Below are 15,864 nucleotides of genomic sequence, written 5' to 3'. Positions count from 1 at the left end.
CGTCCGAAAAAACAAGTTTTGATGCATTCATTAAAATATGAACGCTAATTGAAGACAAATATGATGGTATTACCACCAAAAGTGGGGAAGAACCACAAAGTGCACCAATAATTCCGCGGCAAACTATACCACTGGATATTTAAGAAAAAAAGATTGCTAAGTTGGGCCTAGTATTAGACCTAACGATATGGCAAACAGACCTTTAAATATGCAGAAGATAAGACAGATATTGCTGTTTTTGGAACGTGGCTTTTCCCAGCGTTCCATCGAAAGGGAGACCGGTATCAATAGACGTACCATCGCAAGTTATTTGCAGCGGTTCGCCGACAGCGGATTCAGTATTGCGGAACTGCTCCTTTTTTCCGATGCCGAGCTGAAGGCCTATCTTAATGCGGGCAAAGCGGAACAGATAGAAAAAGATCCCCGCCGGATACATCTTGCATCGCAGTTTTCCTATCTATTTTCCGAACTCCGTCGTGTAGGTGTTACGCGTCAGCTGTTATGGCAGGAATATATTAATGAATATCCCGATGGCTTTGGCTATTCCAGATTCTGTAAACTTCTACAGGAACATATCCGCAAACAGGGAGCCACCATGCGTTTTGAACATGAGCCCGGGAAGCTGCTGCAGGTAGACTTTGCTGGTGATATGCTCCATTATGTGGATACCGACAGTGGTGAACTGATAGCCTGTCCTGTTCTGGTCGCCGTATTACCTTTTAGTGGTTATAGTTATGTGGAAGCGCTCGTTAATGCATCCCTGCCGCAGGTATTGCGGGCGCTTAACAATGCTCTTGACTATTTTGGACGTGTACCCTTATCGGTAAAGGCGTACCCTTATCGGTAAAGTCGGACAACATGAAACAATGGGTCGTGCGCAGTAATCGTTACGAGCCAAAGTTCGCCGATATGCTGGAGCAATGGGCCAATCATAATAACATAGCGCTCCTGGCCACACGTCCTGCAAAACCCAGGGATAAGGCATCAGTGGAAGGTGCTGTTAAAATAACCTATCAACGGATATATGCGCCACTCCGAAATGAGACCTTTAAAAGTATCCGCGAACTGAACATTGCTATAACACATTTGATCAAATAATCGGAAAGATCGAAAATTAGAGTGATCGTAAAAGAACTTTATTTGCGACAAAACAAAACTTTGTTAAAGTTGCTCTTGATAATATAAATCAAAACCTCCGTTGTAAATTATAGTATAAGCAATTTCTAAACATTGAAGAATTTTTTAGTTCTAATGGACTGATAATATTTGTTTAAGTTTTAATTTGCAATCCCCCCCTAATTCGAGCACCTTTTGCAATCGAAAAAAAACACCCCAAAAGCTTGATAAAAGCTTTTGGGGTGTCGTAGATTAATTTACTATATAGTATTCCTAGTTAAATTTAAATTTAACACCGAACTGCATATAATATGTTGAAGAAATTGATTCATTTGGTCGGTTAAGCGCCTTAATCGCATCTCCATTAGCATAGCCTAAGTTAAAAGTAGGGACTGTAGTACCATTTGCTTCAACCTTAGCAATATTCGTTGGGGTCAATAAAATATTGTTATTAATCTTATAAGTACCCCAAGAAGAATTAAATAGGTTACCAATATTCATCACGTCCCAGAAGAATTCTAACGAATTATTTCCGCCACCAATTCCTCTAAATACTTCTTGTGATAAATGGAAGTCAAACTGGTGTCTCCATGGTGCAACAGCGCCATTACGTTCAACGTATTTTCCTTTGTGCTCGCGAAGGTATTTATCACCATCCACTAAGCCCCAAAAAATATCAGATTGTTCTTGAGCAGTGTAGGCTTTTTTACCGTAGTTACTGTTACCAGCTGCGATATCACTAAATTTCAATTCTGAAGCATCTTTCGGGATGTAGATTAAGTCATTATTTTGACCATCACGATTAAAATCAGAACCATAATAGTAAGAGAATCTACCCATTGAACTTCCACTGTAGAATAATGTCATTGAAGTATTCAATTTGCCTATCCAATTGTTGGTATAAGTCACAGATCCCATTAAACGATGAGGAACAATATTGGTTGTATAGCCCAGCTCTGGATTATTGGAATTACCATTTGCTTGCAATGGGATAGACCATAAGTTTTGAATCTGATCTCCAGCACCATCACCATAATTTTTAGCACCACTATAAGTGTAGGCAATCATTCCAGAGAATCCTTTATCGAAGCTTTTTTGCAATTGAGCAGTCACCGAGTAATAATGACCACCTTTTGCATTGGTCATGTACGTTGGAATAAATTGTCCCGTAGATCCTTTTACCGGTTGTCCTTTTGAGTCAATTGTATATAGGTATTTATCTGCGTTTGCATTCGGGAAAATAAATCTAGTATCTCCATATCCAGCGATATTCATTGCCGTCGGATCAACCAAGTTTACATTTTTTGCAACTACAGCATTAATATCTTTATTATAGATAGCCTCTACTGTACCCACTACTCCCCAAGGTAACTTGTAATCAACAGCTACACTTGATTTCCAAGTTGAAGGAAATTTAAGGTTAACATCCATCGCAGACATATTTCCAGGCAATGAAGTTCCTGCTGCATCAGGCGTGGCAGGGTAGTTTGCTTTAATATCTGGGCTAAATGATGGCATATTTGCATCGCCAGCAGCATAAGTCTTTGTATATTGAAGCATACCGGAATCTCCTGATTGAGCAACGATCCAAACAAAAGGAATTCGACCAGTAAATACTCCTGTACCTCCACGAACAATAAATGAACGATCACCATTAACATCATAATTAAATCCAAAACGCGGAGATACCATTACTCTTGTTTTAGGCATCGCACCTGTATTTAGATGAAGTCCGTTAGCAAATTCTAAGCTCTGCAACAGTGGATGAGTTTTCATTTCCGATACATCAGGATATGTTGGAAGCTCTAAGCGGATCCCCCCTGTCAATTTCAATTTTTCATTTACTGTAAACTGATCTTGCAGATAAAGTGACCATTGGTTAAACTTGAAGCTTGGCATAGCCTGTGAGCCATCTGCCGTCAACGGATAAGTCAATGCATAGTTTACAGCAGGTTTACCACCTATAAAGTCTTGCCAAGAGTTATACATATAATACCCGGCTCCAAAACGTTGGAATCCATTTACTGTACGCGATGTCTCAAACTGAAGACCTCCAGTAAAGTAATGATCATTCAAGGTATAGTTAGCGTCATAATTTGCAGTCCAAGTTTTGACCGAGCGAAGATTTCCGTACGTAAACGGATCTGTTCCAAAAGAGGTAAGTATGTTACCACCAGTACCAGCAATACCATCACGTATATCTACTAAAGGAAATACACTTCCCGAGACACTTCTAGGCTCATCTTGGTTCACATAAGAGAGACGAGCAGAATGATTCAAATTACCAATCTTTCCATTATATTCGGCTGTCGCAGAATATAAATTTGTTTCTTGGAAATAATTCGAGTTTTGAAAACTTAAAGCATTATTTCCAGTTCTACTCATTGGATACACTTTTGTATCAATATTAGAACCACTAAACGATGAGCTCAAATTAGAAGGAGATTTCCCTTTAACTTGGTTGTATCTAAAATTAATTTTGTGATTATCAGCAATGTTCCAATCGATACGAGCAAAGATCTTATCATTATTACTTTTCGAAGAATATCCTTGGTAAGCACCAGGATCATAACCATAAGTATTTTTCAAATAATTGCTCACTTCATCCATAAAAGCAACTGTAGGTCTTGCAAAATAACTTGTAGTTCCATAGTCAGATTCTTTTACAGAAGCAACTTTGGTCGGCCCTGGTTCAGTTTGCTTCAATTGTTCAACATTCACAAAGAAGAATAACTTGTTTTTAATAATTGGACCACCTAAACTTACACCATACTGTTTTACACTTAGATCATTAGGTGTAAACACCACATCATTTACACGAGTTCCTTGTTGTTTATCAGAACGACCACTATAAAAAGCTGAGCCAAAGAAATCGTTACGACCAGAACGTGTTACAGCATTAATAGACGCTCCAGTAAAACCTGATTGACGAACATCAAACGGAGTTACATTCACTGAAATCTGCTCTATCGCGTCAATAGAAATTGGAGAACCATTTGCTGGAATATTTTGGCCAATACCAAATTGGTTATTGAAATTCGCACCGTCAACAGTGAAATTATTGGCACGGTAATTTCCACCACCAATTGCAGTCCCATTAGCCTGCGGAGTTAAACGGGTTAAATCATTTACACTTCTCGTAATTGTAGGCAAATTTTCGATCTGACGACGCCCAACAATGGTAGATGCTCCATTTCGCTCTCCTTTTAAAACACCAGCTCTTGTAACAACTACTTCTTCAAGATTAGTCGCTGAATCGCCGAAAACAGGATTTACTACGAATGGTTCACCTAATTGCAAATAAACATCTTCATACACGATAGGCTGTTGTCCTACATAGGTTACTTCAATTTTGTAGGGTCCGCCAACACGCATATTAGCTAAGTTGAACCGACCTGCAGCGTTAGCCGAGCCAGAATAAACAGTTCCTGATGGCACGTGCGTAGCTTTAATTGTTGCTCCCGATGTGAACTGTCCGTTTGACTCTTTTACAATACCTGTAACGCTACTTGTTGTAACCTGAGCTTGTACAGCACCATAACTAGCCATAACAAGAGCGAAAAAGAGTAAAGATCTTTTCATATAATGTGATTTGTTAAAAAATGTTAAGCAAAATTACTAAGAGATTTCAAATTACAAAGGACTTAATATAAACTTAACACACTAAACCACACATACTTCATGAAATACAGGCGATAATTACTATATTAACATACAATTTATCAGCAAAAAAACGTTGTAACATGTTTTAAACCAGCATTCCCCTTCACACAAACTGTTCTAAAAATAATTTTCCACATCAAATCCGCAAAAATCTTTTGTAACAACATTCTTCCATTCGGAATTTAACTTTTTGAAATTTTTTAACTAATTTCCTGTCAATCGAGACTTTTATTAAACAACTCAGTTTCTTGTCGGATTTGAGCCACTATAACCTATTCTGATCGAAAAAATCAAAACGATTGTATAGACGTGATGGTTTATATAAAAAATGTTTCAAAAACCGAGAACTTTTCAGAAATTCGCGCACCTAATAATTTATGCTTCATGGAAGACGGTATTCAAAATTCTTCTTTTCAAGAACCTGCAGACCTTAAACTGTCTCCTGCAGGACTCGCTTTTTTAGCTTCAGCGGCCAAATGGGCCAATTTTTTAGCCATTGTCTGTTTTATTTTCATCGGCATTTCTGCCATAACCATGGTCAGCCTAATCTTTGGAGCCAGTGCATTATCACTCGGAGCCGACGAATATGTAACAGCAGGGGCCTTATCCACATTCGGGGTACTTTATCTCTTATTTCTTGCTTTCTTCTGCCTTCCCATCTATTTCCTTTATAATTTTGGATCAAAAGCGAAAAAAGCAATCGAGAACCGCGATAGCATCCAACTCGAATTGTGCTTAGATGCACTCAAAAAGCATTACAAATTTATTGGCATCATAGTCATCATCACTATCGCCTTTAATTTTATGGGGCTAGTCGTTGGTGTCGTACTCGGCATTAGTGATGCTTTTGCAGGCGTATAATATAGCCATAAACGCTTATAAAAAAGCGGAGTATGCTAGGTGCATACTCCGCTTTTTTATTGTATTGATTCTTTATTTTTTATAATATTTCATCGCGTTTGGAATCAATTTCTGAATATCCGCAATCCGTCGCTCATCACTCGGGTGCGTACTCAAAAACTCTGGCTGCCCTTTTTGACTACCCGAAGCCATACGTTTCCAGAAATCCACAGCCTCATTTGGATTATAACCTGCCAAAGCCATAATAATCAAACCCGCTGCATCCGCATCCGATTCGTCGCTTCTCGAAAATTTCAGTTGCGCCAAGTTGCCTCCTAATCCATAAAGATTGTTAAAAACACCAAGCGTACTGTTTCCAGATACGCCTGCAGCTGAACCTAAAATTTGTCCACCCAGCTGTAAAGCGATCTGATTCGAAGCCTGAGCTACAGAATGCTCCTCAATAGCATGGGCGATCTCGTGTCCCATTACTGTTGCCAATCCCGCTTCTGTACGTGTTACCGGCAATATTCCGGTATATACCGCAACTTTACCCCCAGGCATACACCATGCATTCACATCATCACTCTTCACCAGATTAAACTCCCAATTGAAGTTAAATTGATTTGCGCGACCTGTACTCTGCAAATACTGATTTACCGCCGTTGCAAGCTTGTTACCAACACGTTTCACCATGGCTGCATCTGCAGTTCCGGTTACTACTTTCGCGCTATTTTTCGATAAGAAATCTTTATAAGCCAATGCAGCTTGTTGGTTCACTTGATCTGCGCTGACCAATTTCAAATATTTTTTTCCTGTAACTGCTGAAGTTGCGCAACCTGACAACCCCGATGCCAGTGTTACACATGCTAATACCATAGCCGAATATTTAAACACTCCGTTCATATGTATATATTTTCTTTCAATGGCCATATGGAATATCCATGCGCTGGTGATCGGCCTTAAGCTTTTCCAACATGGATATTTCACAATAAATTATTAAATACGTTATAGCGGATGCAATTATTGTGCCTATTCTTTTTCCTTCGACTTTTTCTTAAAGAGGTAAATCTTGGATTCATGTCCCTTTAATAGTCGCTCTATATTCTTTTGGTGGGTGATTAACAACAGGATACAGATGGCTATTCCGTAAAGCAGCACAGAAGGTATGGTTGTTTTAAAAATAAAGGCCAAACTAAAAGGAAATGCAAAACCTGCAGAAATGGAACCGAGCGAAACATAATGAGTTGTCAGCAGGATGATGATAAACACTGAAACACAGACCAAAGCGGCAGGTGTATGTATAGCGAGGATCATACCACACAGGGTTGCCACCCCTTTTCCACCTCTAAATCCCGCAAATACAGGAAACAAGTGCCCCAATACTGCAATAACGCCAAGTGCCAACTGAAAGTTGACAAATTGGACATCGCTCGTATTTTGCCCCAGTTCTATTAAATAAGCCAGGTTTGTTGCTGTCCAGCCTTTAAATATATCTACAAACATCACGATCGATCCCGCTTTAGGGCCCAATACGCGAAAGGTGTTAGTCGCCCCAGCATTACCGCTACCATACTCACGAACATCTACCCCATAAAATGCCTGTCCCAACCAAACAGCTGTAGGTATGGAACCAAACAAATAAGCTAGTAATACTGCAGTTACTAAATAAATCGATATCATTAATTAAATCAGTTCTTATATTAATTTGGCTTTCAGACTAAGATCCAAGCTCTTTACACTATGTGTTAAAGCACCTACTGAAATATAATCTACCCCAGCCTCCGCATACGATCGGATCGTGTCGAAAGTTATTCCCCCAGAGGCCTCTGTCTTGAATCGATGGTCAATTAGCTGAACAGCTTTGGCTACATCCTGCGGCGAAAAATTATCTAACATGATTCGGTCCACTTCGCCAAAGTTAAGAACTTCATCAAGCTCCGCAAAATTTCGGACTTCAATTTCTATTTCTATTGGTTTATTTAGGGTCTTTCTGTAATCATTTGCGCGCTTTAGAGCCGGTACAATACCGCCACTATAGTCCACATGATTGTCCTTAATTAAAATCATATCAAAAAGACCAAAACGATGATTGGTTCCACCTCCTATACGAACGGCCTCTTTCTCCAATACACGCAATAAGGGTGTGGTTTTCCGGGTATCCAAAACTTTCGTATCTGTACCTTTGAGAAGGTCTACGTATTTTCGGGTAGTTGTCGCAATGCCACTCATACGCTGCATGACATTCAGCACCAAACGCTCTGCCAGCAAAATACTTTGGATATTTCCCCTCACATAAAAAGCAATATCACCTACTTTAACCTGACTTCCATCGTGGATAAACACCTCGCAGGTCAACGTATCGTCAATATAGGCAATAATCGCCTGCGCCACTTCGACCCCTGCTAAAATACCGTTATCCTTAACAATCAATTTGGCTTCACCTTGTGCGCCAGTTTCAATCGTAGAAAGTGAGGTATGATCTCCATCGCCCAAATCCTCCGCGACAGCCTGTTTTACAAAATGGGCCAGATAGTCCTTGATTTCCTTCTCCATAAATACTATTTATTGGGCTAAGATGTGGAATAATTTTTTAATCGAAAAATAGATTTATAAAAAAAGCATCGCTAGCTTTAATTTTTGCCGATTCTTAGCTCTTCAATCGAATGGTTATTATTTCCTACGCCGATCTTAATAAAGACACGATAGTTTGTTTGTTCTGTAGCTAATGTAAATGTAAAATATTGATAGCCATTGTTCGCATTGCTGGCTTGCGTCAATTTAACAGTCTTGGGTTTATGCTGATTAAAAAATGCCGCCAACATAATTTCACATTGGTATTTTGTATAAACACCATTCTCCCCCAAAATAGATAAGGTTAAGTTTGAGCCGAAATACTTGGCCATATTTTTTGCATTACCTTCTTTCAAATACGATTTCAGTTCCTCTGAAATACTTCCTAAAGAATCATCATCACCTGGCAAAGCTACCTTTACCACTGTATTTACTTCTCTTAAATAATGCCCGAAGGCCGCAGTGTGTACAAAAAGACTAGTAATAAGTATAAATGCGCAATAGCTTAAAAATTTCATATAGCTCAACATATTATAGAACAGCTTCTATCATCCATATCAATCATTAGGTAGTTCTGCTTTTTTAACCGAACATATCCTATGCCACAAACCTATAAAATTATTACGGATTAACAAGGGAACTTTTTAAGATGCGTTGATAGATTCTAAAATTAAGATTATCTTTGTTATACGATGAATAAGAAAAAAGTTGCACTCATGATCCTAGACGGACTAGGATATGGAAAACATGATAAATCAAATGCAGTTGAAGCTGCAAACACACCATTTTTAGATCATTTATTAGAAGCTTATCCAAACTCGAGCTTAGAGGCCTCTGGTGAAGCTGTCGGCTTACCTGCTGGACAGATGGGTAACTCGGAGGTTGGTCACATGAATCTTGGCGCCGGAAGAATCGTCTATCAAGAATTGGGTCGTATTCACAAAGCTGTCAACGATGGCGTATTCAATACGGATCCTATTATTCAAGACGCATTTAAATATGCATTGGAAAATAACAAAAAGGTACATTTAATCGGATTACTTTCCGATGGTGGTGTACACGCACATACAAAGCACTTAAAAGGCTTATGTGATGCTGCAAAACAGGCCGGCTTGACAAGTGACCAAGTTTTTATACATGCATTTTTAGATGGCCGTGATACGGATCCAAACTCCGGCATTGGTTATGTTAAGGACCTACAAGACTATTTAAAGACGACAACAGGTACTTTTGCCTCTGCAATAGGCCGATATTATGCAATGGACCGCGACAACAGATGGGAACGTGTAAAATTAGCATACGATCTTTTAGTCAAAGCGGAAGGTGAAAAATCCAATGACCTTGTTGCATCGATCCAAAAATCATACGACGAAGGTGTAACCGATGAATTTGTGAAACCAATTGCATTGGTAGATGCAAACGGTGCGCCAGTGGCAACAATCCAAGAAGGTGATGTTGTATTCTGTTACAACTTCAGAACAGATCGTGGCCGCGAGATTACAATTGCGTTGACACAAAAGGCATTTCCAGAATATGATCTACAACCATTAGATCTATATTATGTGACAATGACCTCTTATGATGAAACATTTCAAAATGTCAGAGTGGTATTCCAAAAAGATAACTTGACCAATACCTTAGGTGAAGTGTTAGAAGCAAACCATAAAACACAAACACGTATTGCCGAAACAGAGAAATATCCGCACGTAACATTTTTCTTTTCAGGAGGTCGTGAACAACAGTTTGAAGGTGAAAACCGCTTGTTGGTTCCCTCCCCAAAAGTAGCGACTTACGATCTTCAACCGGAGATGTCTGCCAAAGGAATTACAGAAGCTATCGTCAACGACATGGAGACCCTTCAACCAGATTTTATCTGTCTGAATTTTGCAAACCCAGACATGGTAGGTCACACCGGTGTTTTTGACGCTGTCATAAAAGCAGTAGAAACTGTTGATCAATGTACAAAAACGGTTGTTGAAACAGGCCTTAAAAATGGTTATTCCTTTATTATTTTGGCCGATCACGGTAACTCCGAGTTTATGGTCAATGAAGATGGATCGCCAAATACGGCACACACCACCAATTTGGTTCCGTGTATCTTAATTGACGATCAGTATAAGAAAATAGCAGATGGTAAATTAGGTGATATTGCCCCGACCGTCTTACAACTTTTAGGCGTCAATATCCCCGTTGAAATGACAGGAAATGTATTGGTATCAGAATAATAATTTACTTAAAAATAGCAGCAGAGCACTTTCCCTTGTTATGGGCAGTGCGCTGCTTTTTTGGAGCTGTGGATCTCCATCCGCAACAAAAAAAACACAAAAATCTACAGCTATATTTTCTGTCGATTCGTTTTTTAATGCCGAAGTCAATCGCTTGCAGCAGCTCAATCCCGCAGTTCTGAAATCTGTCAGCAAAGACGGTGAGAAAGAACAACGCGAACTAAAAATTGGCAGCTGGAAAAATGAACTCTCCGCTTTTCAAGCTGCCGATATCAGCAAAAACTTCGATCCATCACTGTATGAAGTCAAAGCTGTAGACTGTGTGACAGAATTTACAGCTAAAAAGAAAGAACTGCAGATACAGAAACTGCGCATCGAGTTTGACAAAAACGAAAAGGTAAAACACATCCATATCGATAAAAAGATAACAAATACCTTATACGATAGTCAAGAAAAATTAGACTATTACAGCGACTCGCTGTATCGAATTGTCAAACTGCAGGATGTCCAAGGTTTGGATGCCAATCAATACGAAATTGAAGGCAAGTTTATTCCTTCCAAAAAATAGACCGCCTGATCAGTACCATACACAGCGCCCTCAAGAATAGCATCCATTTTTGAGGGCATTTTTCGTAAATTCAGTTTATGTTTTAAGCGGACATTTATACAATGTCACAACAATAATAAATGCAACACAATTGCTTTATATTTTATTTTCCTTATCTTTGACCAGATTAACAAAATTACTCAACGGATAAATGGGTTTAAACGTAGTGATTTCAGCGTGAAAGATATCTCATTGAACAAATTCGCAGCATTAATGCTCTTAATGACCTTCTTAATTGGTCAGTTCATTGTGTATACCCATGCGCATCCGCAAACTGCACTCAGTATCGTAGACAGTCCTGCAAAAAAACACCATGCAGACCATCCGAAGTGTTCCATCTGTGATCAAAATTCACATCCACAAATTGTTTTTCATTTTACGCTACGCGAATTAATACTCCCGACACGTCAGGTCGAATTTGGCCTGTTTATCACGGGAGATCAAATTATTCGATCACTGCTTTCTGGCAATCGTGGTCCCCCCCATCTGTTAGTTTTTACATAAGTCCAATAATGTTATTCATATACTCTTCTCATTATTGCGACAAACGACTTCATAAAAGTTTTTAGAACTCGACAATCTCAAGAATTCATACGATGAATTATTGGGTTGCTATTATCCTTGATGTTATATATACGTAAAAATTATTCGTACAGATGAAACTTAAAATTATAGGCTGCATTTTTATGCTTGTCTCCTATTTCTCCATATTTCCAGCTCTCGCCGCAACAATCAGCGGTAAAGTAACGGATGCAAAAACGAATCTTCCCATTGCTGGTGCTACAATATCACTGCAACAGCTTCGTTCGAGCACCGCATCAGACCAACAAGGTCATTATAGCTTTAAATCACTTCCTTCAAGTGGACGCTACCTGGTTGAGGTCCGTTTCTTGGGCTATCAGTCCGTTGTCAAGACCGTCGATCTAACTTCGGAAAATCTTTCCCTTGATTTCGCCCTAACCGAAAGTATTATTGAAACCAATGAAGTCGTCGTTACAGGTACATTGGTCACTTCACAGAGCCGGCGCAACAGTACCTCGGTTGCTGTAATCTCCAAAGATGAACTGCAGGGAAATGCAACGAATCTTATTGATGCTCTTGCCCGACAAGTTCCCGGACTAAGCCAGATCACAACAGGACAAGGTATTTCAAAACCCGTTATACGGGGCCTCGGTTTTAACCGTGTCGTCACGGTAAGTGATGGTGTTAAACAGATGGGACAGCAATGGGGTGACGAACATGGTATTGAAATCGACCAAAATCAGCCGGATCGTGTGGAGGTCCTGCGTGGTGCAGCCTCTTTGATGTACGGATCTGATGCTATTGGCGGTGTAATCAATGTGCTTGAACCAAATGTTCCTACAGCTGGGCAAATTAAAGGTGAAGTATTGAGCAGCTACTCCACCAACAACGGACTAACCAATAGTTCGGTTATGCTTACCGGTAATGAAAATGGCTTCGTATGGCGTGGGCGTGGTTCTTATCAAAATGCATATTCTTATAATACACCCGCAGGCCGATATGGCAATAGTGGTTTTAATACCAGTAATTTCAGTGGTATGCTCGGGCTAAACAAACAATGGGGCTACTCTCATCTGAATTTTTCATACCTGAAAAATAATATCGGCTTTTACGACGCCGAACCTGGTGACCCGCTTTACATAAACTCAAAAAGCCGGACCTTAGATTTCCCTAAACAGGATATCCGCCATTACAAACTGGCCCTCAACAATAACTTTGTCATCGGTTCGGGTAGTTTAAAACTTGATCTGGGCTATCAAAAAAATCAACGTCGGGAGCTCGAAGAAGCAACACCTTCTTTATTCTTTGATCTGAATACATATTCACTTGACGCAAAATATTCGTTAAGTGAAAAAAATGGTTGGCAACATGTCTTTGGCATTAGTGCTAGCCAGGAACACAGTTTAAATAAAGGTGTTGAATTCTTAATTCCGGCCTATGATCAGTTGGAATTGGGCGCTTTTGGCTATGCAAAGAAAACCTGGGGCGAAAATACCTTTAACGTTGGATTACGCTATGACTACGTCAATAACAAAGGCAAGCAGCTCTTTATTGAAGACGAAGAGCAGTTCGCTGGTTTTAAAAATAGTTTCAGCAATGTTAGCGGAGCGCTTGGATATACACATATTTTCAGCGAAGACCTCAATTTCAAAGCGAATGCCGGTTCGGCTTTTAGAGCGCCTAATCCGGCAGAATTAGGTTCCAACGGGGTACACGAAGGAACGTACCGCTATGAAGTTGGTAATGAAAACCTAAAACCTGAAAGAAGTTACCAAGCGGATGCAACCCTCGAGTTTGGACATAGCATCGTTACAGGAAGTATCGGAATCTATGAAAACTATATCCACAATTTTATCTATGCCTCAACAACAAAAGGCGACACGAAAACCGTGGTAGGTGAAGATGGCGATTCGCATACCTACGACGTATATCGCTATGGCCAGGTAAACGCCAATCTTTACGGTGTCGAAGGAAGCCTAAATTTTCATTTGTTAAACTGGATACATCTGGACAATACGTTTAGTTATACCCATGCACAGAACAATACCTTTAACAGACCCTTGGCATTGATTCCAGCTGGCGTTGTACACAATACACTGCGTCTTGAGCCCAAGATTAGCGGATTGAATGCTTTCTACGTTTCTGTGGGGCTGGACAATTATTTCAAACAGAACCGCATTGATGAGACCTTCGAAACGCCAGCAAACTCGTATACTTTATTGAACGCAGGAATCGGTACGACATTACATTTCGGATCGCAACAGCTCAAAGTGTTTGCAGCAGCTTCAAACTTGACCAACAAACGTTATTACGATGCGTTGAGCCGATTGCGCCCAGGACGTCTTTCACAGGAAGACACGAGCTTTGGTGTCTACAATATGGGTAGAAATATCACCTTCGGTGTGTATCTGCCATTGAGCATCAAGTAAGTTAAGCGTGGCAAAAAATGATCGTGAGGTCGATTAAGATTAGTACACCGTAAAATAGAAAAGCGGGATCTTGAAGATCCCGCTTTTCTATTTTATACTTATTTGGGGTCATCTGCTGTTGCTTCCCTTGCCAAGGCTACTTCGTCGGGCATGGCTTCCAGGGAGGAATCCAACGCAAATAAGGATTCATCTGAAGCGCGGTCACCACCAGCGATTTTCAACTTATCAATCAATTCCAATGCTAACTTCTCTTCCTCGATCTGTTCCTTAACAAACCACTGTGCAAAGTTCCATGTTGCCCAGTCCTTCTCCGCCAACGCTAAATTAACAATGTTATAGATCGCTTCGGTATTATCTACTTCATGTTTAAAAACGCGATTAAAGCATTCGGTCAGCGATTGCGGGTCCGCTGGCGGCTCTGCAATAGCTTGTATTCTGGGGCGGCCACCTCTTTCCAGAATATAACCCATAATTTTAGTCATGTGATTTCGCTCTTCCTGGGCATGTCTATACAGAAAATTGGCGGTTCCGCCATAACCCTGATCATCTGCCCATACCCCCAACGCCAAATAAATCTGTGCAGCCTCAGCCTCTTTTGTCATCTGACTGATTAAAATTTCCTGCATTTCCTTTGACAATCGATTCGTTTCCATAATATTCATTTTGATTTAGGAAAAGAACAGTTTCAGTGCTTATTTCGTTTGAAATTTATCGAGGAAAAACTGCCGAAAATTCGCCCCTTTAAATGAAACTGGATCTCATTTGTGACAGGCATATTCCGACCGTTACATTCCAACAAGTACATTTCAACCGGCACAAATCAATAGTTACAAAATCAATAGTTACAAAATCAATAGTTACAAAATTAATAAGCACAAAAAAAGGGAATACCATTGGCATTCCCTTTTTCTATGCTTTTATAGCGATACTATTTCAAGTTATCTCTATATACTTTCGCTTTTTTGATTTCTGTTTGGATATCTTTTTTCGATGCATCAAAGCTCAACACTTTTTCGTAATCCTTGATTGCATTGTTATAAGCGTCAGTTGCCATTGCCTTATTGTAGTTAGGTGTACCCTCCGTTCCGATCAAGATACCTAAATCGCGATTCGCGATCGCTCTATTTTGATAGAATTTCGAATCAGTCGGTGTAATAGCAATTGCTTTTGAATAATCCTCAATAGCAACTTTCAACAACTGCTCTTTGTTAGCAACAGATGTCTTATTTGTGGATTGAGTAGCAAGATTGTTTGTTGCTTTCGCTTTGAAGTATAAAGCATTTGCATTTTTACCGTTCAATGCAACTACTTTTCCAAAAGTTTCAGCTGATTTTTTATAGTCACCATTTTGAAATTGAGAATATCCCAACATATATAATACGTCCGGATCTTTCCCTTCTTGAGGGAGGGCTTTAGTCAAGTATGACTCGGCATTCTTGAAATCACCATCCAAAAGAGCTTTCTGCCCCATTCTCACATTAGCGTTGCTATGCTCAGCCTGTTTTGGTTGTTGCGCATTCGCGCTAAAAGCAACTAAGGCAAAAACCCCAGTAAACAAACCCAATTTAAATGATTTTAAATTCATATCTAAATAGTTACGTTTTTATATTCACTCTTTAATGATCACTTGTGATCGTTTCTACATTTTTGAAAAAACCGCCGGTTGATTTCTTTAAACGCAAGAACTGCCATCGGTGCCCTTTCACATTCCAATATTACAATTATTATGCCTATTTCTCCAACAAATGGCAGATAAATTTTATTTAACCTGCCTTTTTTTCCTATTCTAGAAAATAGATTTGTAATTTTGCTCACTTTTAGCAATTGGCACTTCCCTTGCAATATAGGGGAAACAATAATAGAAGCTTAAAATTTGAAAGTCAGCCGT

General features: G+C 39.6%; 14 protein-coding genes. 7 read left to right on the top strand and 7 right to left on the bottom strand.

Features of this window, described 5'->3' with window-relative positions; all coding sequences use genetic code 11:
* The first annotated feature begins 208 nt into the window (after nt 1-208).
* Nucleotides 209-847 carry a hypothetical protein gene (locus tag IQ31_RS20625; RefSeq protein ID WP_145329750.1) on the top strand — a complete coding sequence of 213 codons (639 nt, stop codon included), beginning with the start codon at nt 209-211 and terminating at the stop codon, nt 845-847.
* Between the two features lie 11 nt (nt 848-858).
* A complete protein-coding gene (locus tag IQ31_RS20620) occupies nt 859-1,098 on the top strand; it encodes a hypothetical protein (protein WP_158638934.1) in 240 nt (79 codons plus the stop codon).
* A gap of 291 nt (nt 1,099-1,389) precedes the next feature.
* Here IQ31_RS20620 and IQ31_RS20615 read toward each other — a convergent pair whose 3' ends face one another.
* Nucleotides 1,390-4,698: a TonB-dependent receptor gene (locus IQ31_RS20615; protein WP_145329746.1), complete on the bottom strand. Its 3,309-nt coding sequence runs from the start codon at nt 4,696-4,698 to the stop codon at nt 1,390-1,392.
* Between the two features lie 465 nt (nt 4,699-5,163).
* Between IQ31_RS20615 and IQ31_RS20610 the strand changes: the two genes are divergently transcribed.
* Nucleotides 5,164-5,640 (top strand): hypothetical protein, encoded by a 477-nt coding sequence (locus IQ31_RS20610; RefSeq protein WP_145329744.1) that lies wholly within the window; start codon nt 5,164-5,166, stop codon nt 5,638-5,640.
* Between the two features lie 72 nt (nt 5,641-5,712).
* Here the strand turns inward: IQ31_RS20610 and IQ31_RS20605 are convergent, their stop codons facing one another.
* From IQ31_RS20605 to IQ31_RS20590, 4 genes are all read right to left on the bottom strand, one after another.
* Nucleotides 5,713-6,525, bottom strand: a complete 813-nt coding sequence (locus tag IQ31_RS20605; protein WP_145329742.1) for a M48 family metallopeptidase — start codon at nt 6,523-6,525, stop codon at nt 5,713-5,715.
* A 126-nt stretch (nt 6,526-6,651) separates the two neighbouring features.
* Nucleotides 6,652-7,302 carry a glycerol-3-phosphate 1-O-acyltransferase PlsY gene (gene plsY / locus IQ31_RS20600; RefSeq protein WP_145329740.1) on the bottom strand — a complete coding sequence of 217 codons (651 nt, stop codon included), beginning with the start codon at nt 7,300-7,302 and terminating at the stop codon, nt 6,652-6,654.
* 15 nt (nt 7,303-7,317) lie between these two features.
* On the bottom strand, nt 7,318-8,175 hold the full coding sequence (gene nadC, locus IQ31_RS20595) for a carboxylating nicotinate-nucleotide diphosphorylase (protein ID WP_145329738.1): 858 nt from the start codon (nt 8,173-8,175) through the stop codon (nt 7,318-7,320).
* 77 nt (nt 8,176-8,252) lie between these two features.
* Nucleotides 8,253-8,711, bottom strand: a complete 459-nt coding sequence (locus tag IQ31_RS20590; RefSeq protein WP_158638932.1) for a DUF4783 domain-containing protein — start codon at nt 8,709-8,711, stop codon at nt 8,253-8,255.
* Between the two features lie 174 nt (nt 8,712-8,885).
* Between IQ31_RS20590 and gpmI the strand changes: the two genes are divergently transcribed.
* The 4 genes from gpmI (at nt 8,886) to IQ31_RS20570 (ending at nt 13,976) form a co-directional block, all read left to right on the top strand.
* Nucleotides 8,886-10,418, top strand: coding sequence for a 2,3-bisphosphoglycerate-independent phosphoglycerate mutase (gene gpmI / locus IQ31_RS20585; RefSeq protein ID WP_145329734.1), 1,533 nt, complete (start codon nt 8,886-8,888; stop codon nt 10,416-10,418).
* Nucleotides 10,399-10,986, top strand: a complete 588-nt coding sequence (locus tag IQ31_RS20580) for a hypothetical protein (protein WP_145329732.1) — start codon at nt 10,399-10,401, stop codon at nt 10,984-10,986. Before gpmI ends, IQ31_RS20580 begins: the two co-directional genes overlap by 20 nt.
* 216 nt (nt 10,987-11,202) lie before the next feature.
* Nucleotides 11,203-11,529, top strand: a complete 327-nt coding sequence (locus tag IQ31_RS20575; protein WP_145329730.1) for a hypothetical protein — start codon at nt 11,203-11,205, stop codon at nt 11,527-11,529.
* Between the two features lie 152 nt (nt 11,530-11,681).
* Complete coding sequence (locus IQ31_RS20570; RefSeq protein WP_145329728.1) at nt 11,682-13,976, top strand: TonB-dependent receptor; 2,295 nt, start codon at nt 11,682-11,684, stop codon at nt 13,974-13,976.
* Between the two features lie 98 nt (nt 13,977-14,074).
* On the opposite strand, the gene IQ31_RS20565 is transcribed toward IQ31_RS20570, so the two are convergent.
* Nucleotides 14,075-14,629, bottom strand: coding sequence for a ferritin (locus IQ31_RS20565; RefSeq protein ID WP_145329726.1), 555 nt, complete (start codon nt 14,627-14,629; stop codon nt 14,075-14,077).
* A gap of 275 nt (nt 14,630-14,904) precedes the next feature.
* Nucleotides 14,905-15,561: a tetratricopeptide repeat protein gene (locus tag IQ31_RS20560; RefSeq protein ID WP_075993900.1), complete on the bottom strand. Its 657-nt coding sequence runs from the start codon at nt 15,559-15,561 to the stop codon at nt 14,905-14,907.
* Nucleotides 15,562-15,864: the final 303 nt, after the last annotated feature.

Source organism: Sphingobacterium siyangense, from assembly GCF_007830445.1.
GTDB lineage: Bacteria > Bacteroidota > Bacteroidia > Sphingobacteriales > Sphingobacteriaceae > Sphingobacterium > Sphingobacterium siyangense.
Note: the sequence above shows the minus strand (reverse complement) of the source record. Positions and strands in the feature narration are given on the sequence as shown.

What these genes read in the sequence shown, in the direction of transcription:
- IQ31_RS20610 (WP_145329744.1), top strand. Translation starts at nt 5,164, where the DNA reads ATGGAAGACGGTATTCAAAATTCTTCTTTTCAAGAACCTGCAGACCTT.
- IQ31_RS20625 (WP_145329750.1), top strand. Translation starts at nt 209, where the DNA reads ATGCAGAAGATAAGACAGATATTGCTGTTTTTGGAACGTGGCTTTTCC.
- IQ31_RS20605 (WP_145329742.1), bottom strand. Translation starts at nt 6,525, where the DNA reads ATGAACGGAGTGTTTAAATATTCGGCTATGGTATTAGCATGTGTAACA.
- nadC (WP_145329738.1), bottom strand. Translation starts at nt 8,175, where the DNA reads ATGGAGAAGGAAATCAAGGACTATCTGGCCCATTTTGTAAAACAGGCT.
- IQ31_RS20615 (WP_145329746.1), bottom strand. Translation starts at nt 4,698, where the DNA reads ATGAAAAGATCTTTACTCTTTTTCGCTCTTGTTATGGCTAGTTATGGT.
- gpmI (WP_145329734.1), top strand. Translation starts at nt 8,886, where the DNA reads ATGAATAAGAAAAAAGTTGCACTCATGATCCTAGACGGACTAGGATAT.
- IQ31_RS20590 (WP_158638932.1), bottom strand. Translation starts at nt 8,711, where the DNA reads ATGAAATTTTTAAGCTATTGCGCATTTATACTTATTACTAGTCTTTTT.
- IQ31_RS20560 (WP_075993900.1), bottom strand. Translation starts at nt 15,561, where the DNA reads ATGAATTTAAAATCATTTAAATTGGGTTTGTTTACTGGGGTTTTTGCC.
- IQ31_RS20580 (WP_145329732.1), top strand. Translation starts at nt 10,399, where the DNA reads ATGTATTGGTATCAGAATAATAATTTACTTAAAAATAGCAGCAGAGCA.
- plsY (WP_145329740.1), bottom strand. Translation starts at nt 7,302, where the DNA reads ATGATATCGATTTATTTAGTAACTGCAGTATTACTAGCTTATTTGTTT.
- IQ31_RS20565 (WP_145329726.1), bottom strand. Translation starts at nt 14,629, where the DNA reads ATGGAAACGAATCGATTGTCAAAGGAAATGCAGGAAATTTTAATCAGT.
- IQ31_RS20570 (WP_145329728.1), top strand. Translation starts at nt 11,682, where the DNA reads ATGAAACTTAAAATTATAGGCTGCATTTTTATGCTTGTCTCCTATTTC.
- IQ31_RS20620 (WP_158638934.1), top strand. Translation starts at nt 859, where the DNA reads ATGAAACAATGGGTCGTGCGCAGTAATCGTTACGAGCCAAAGTTCGCC.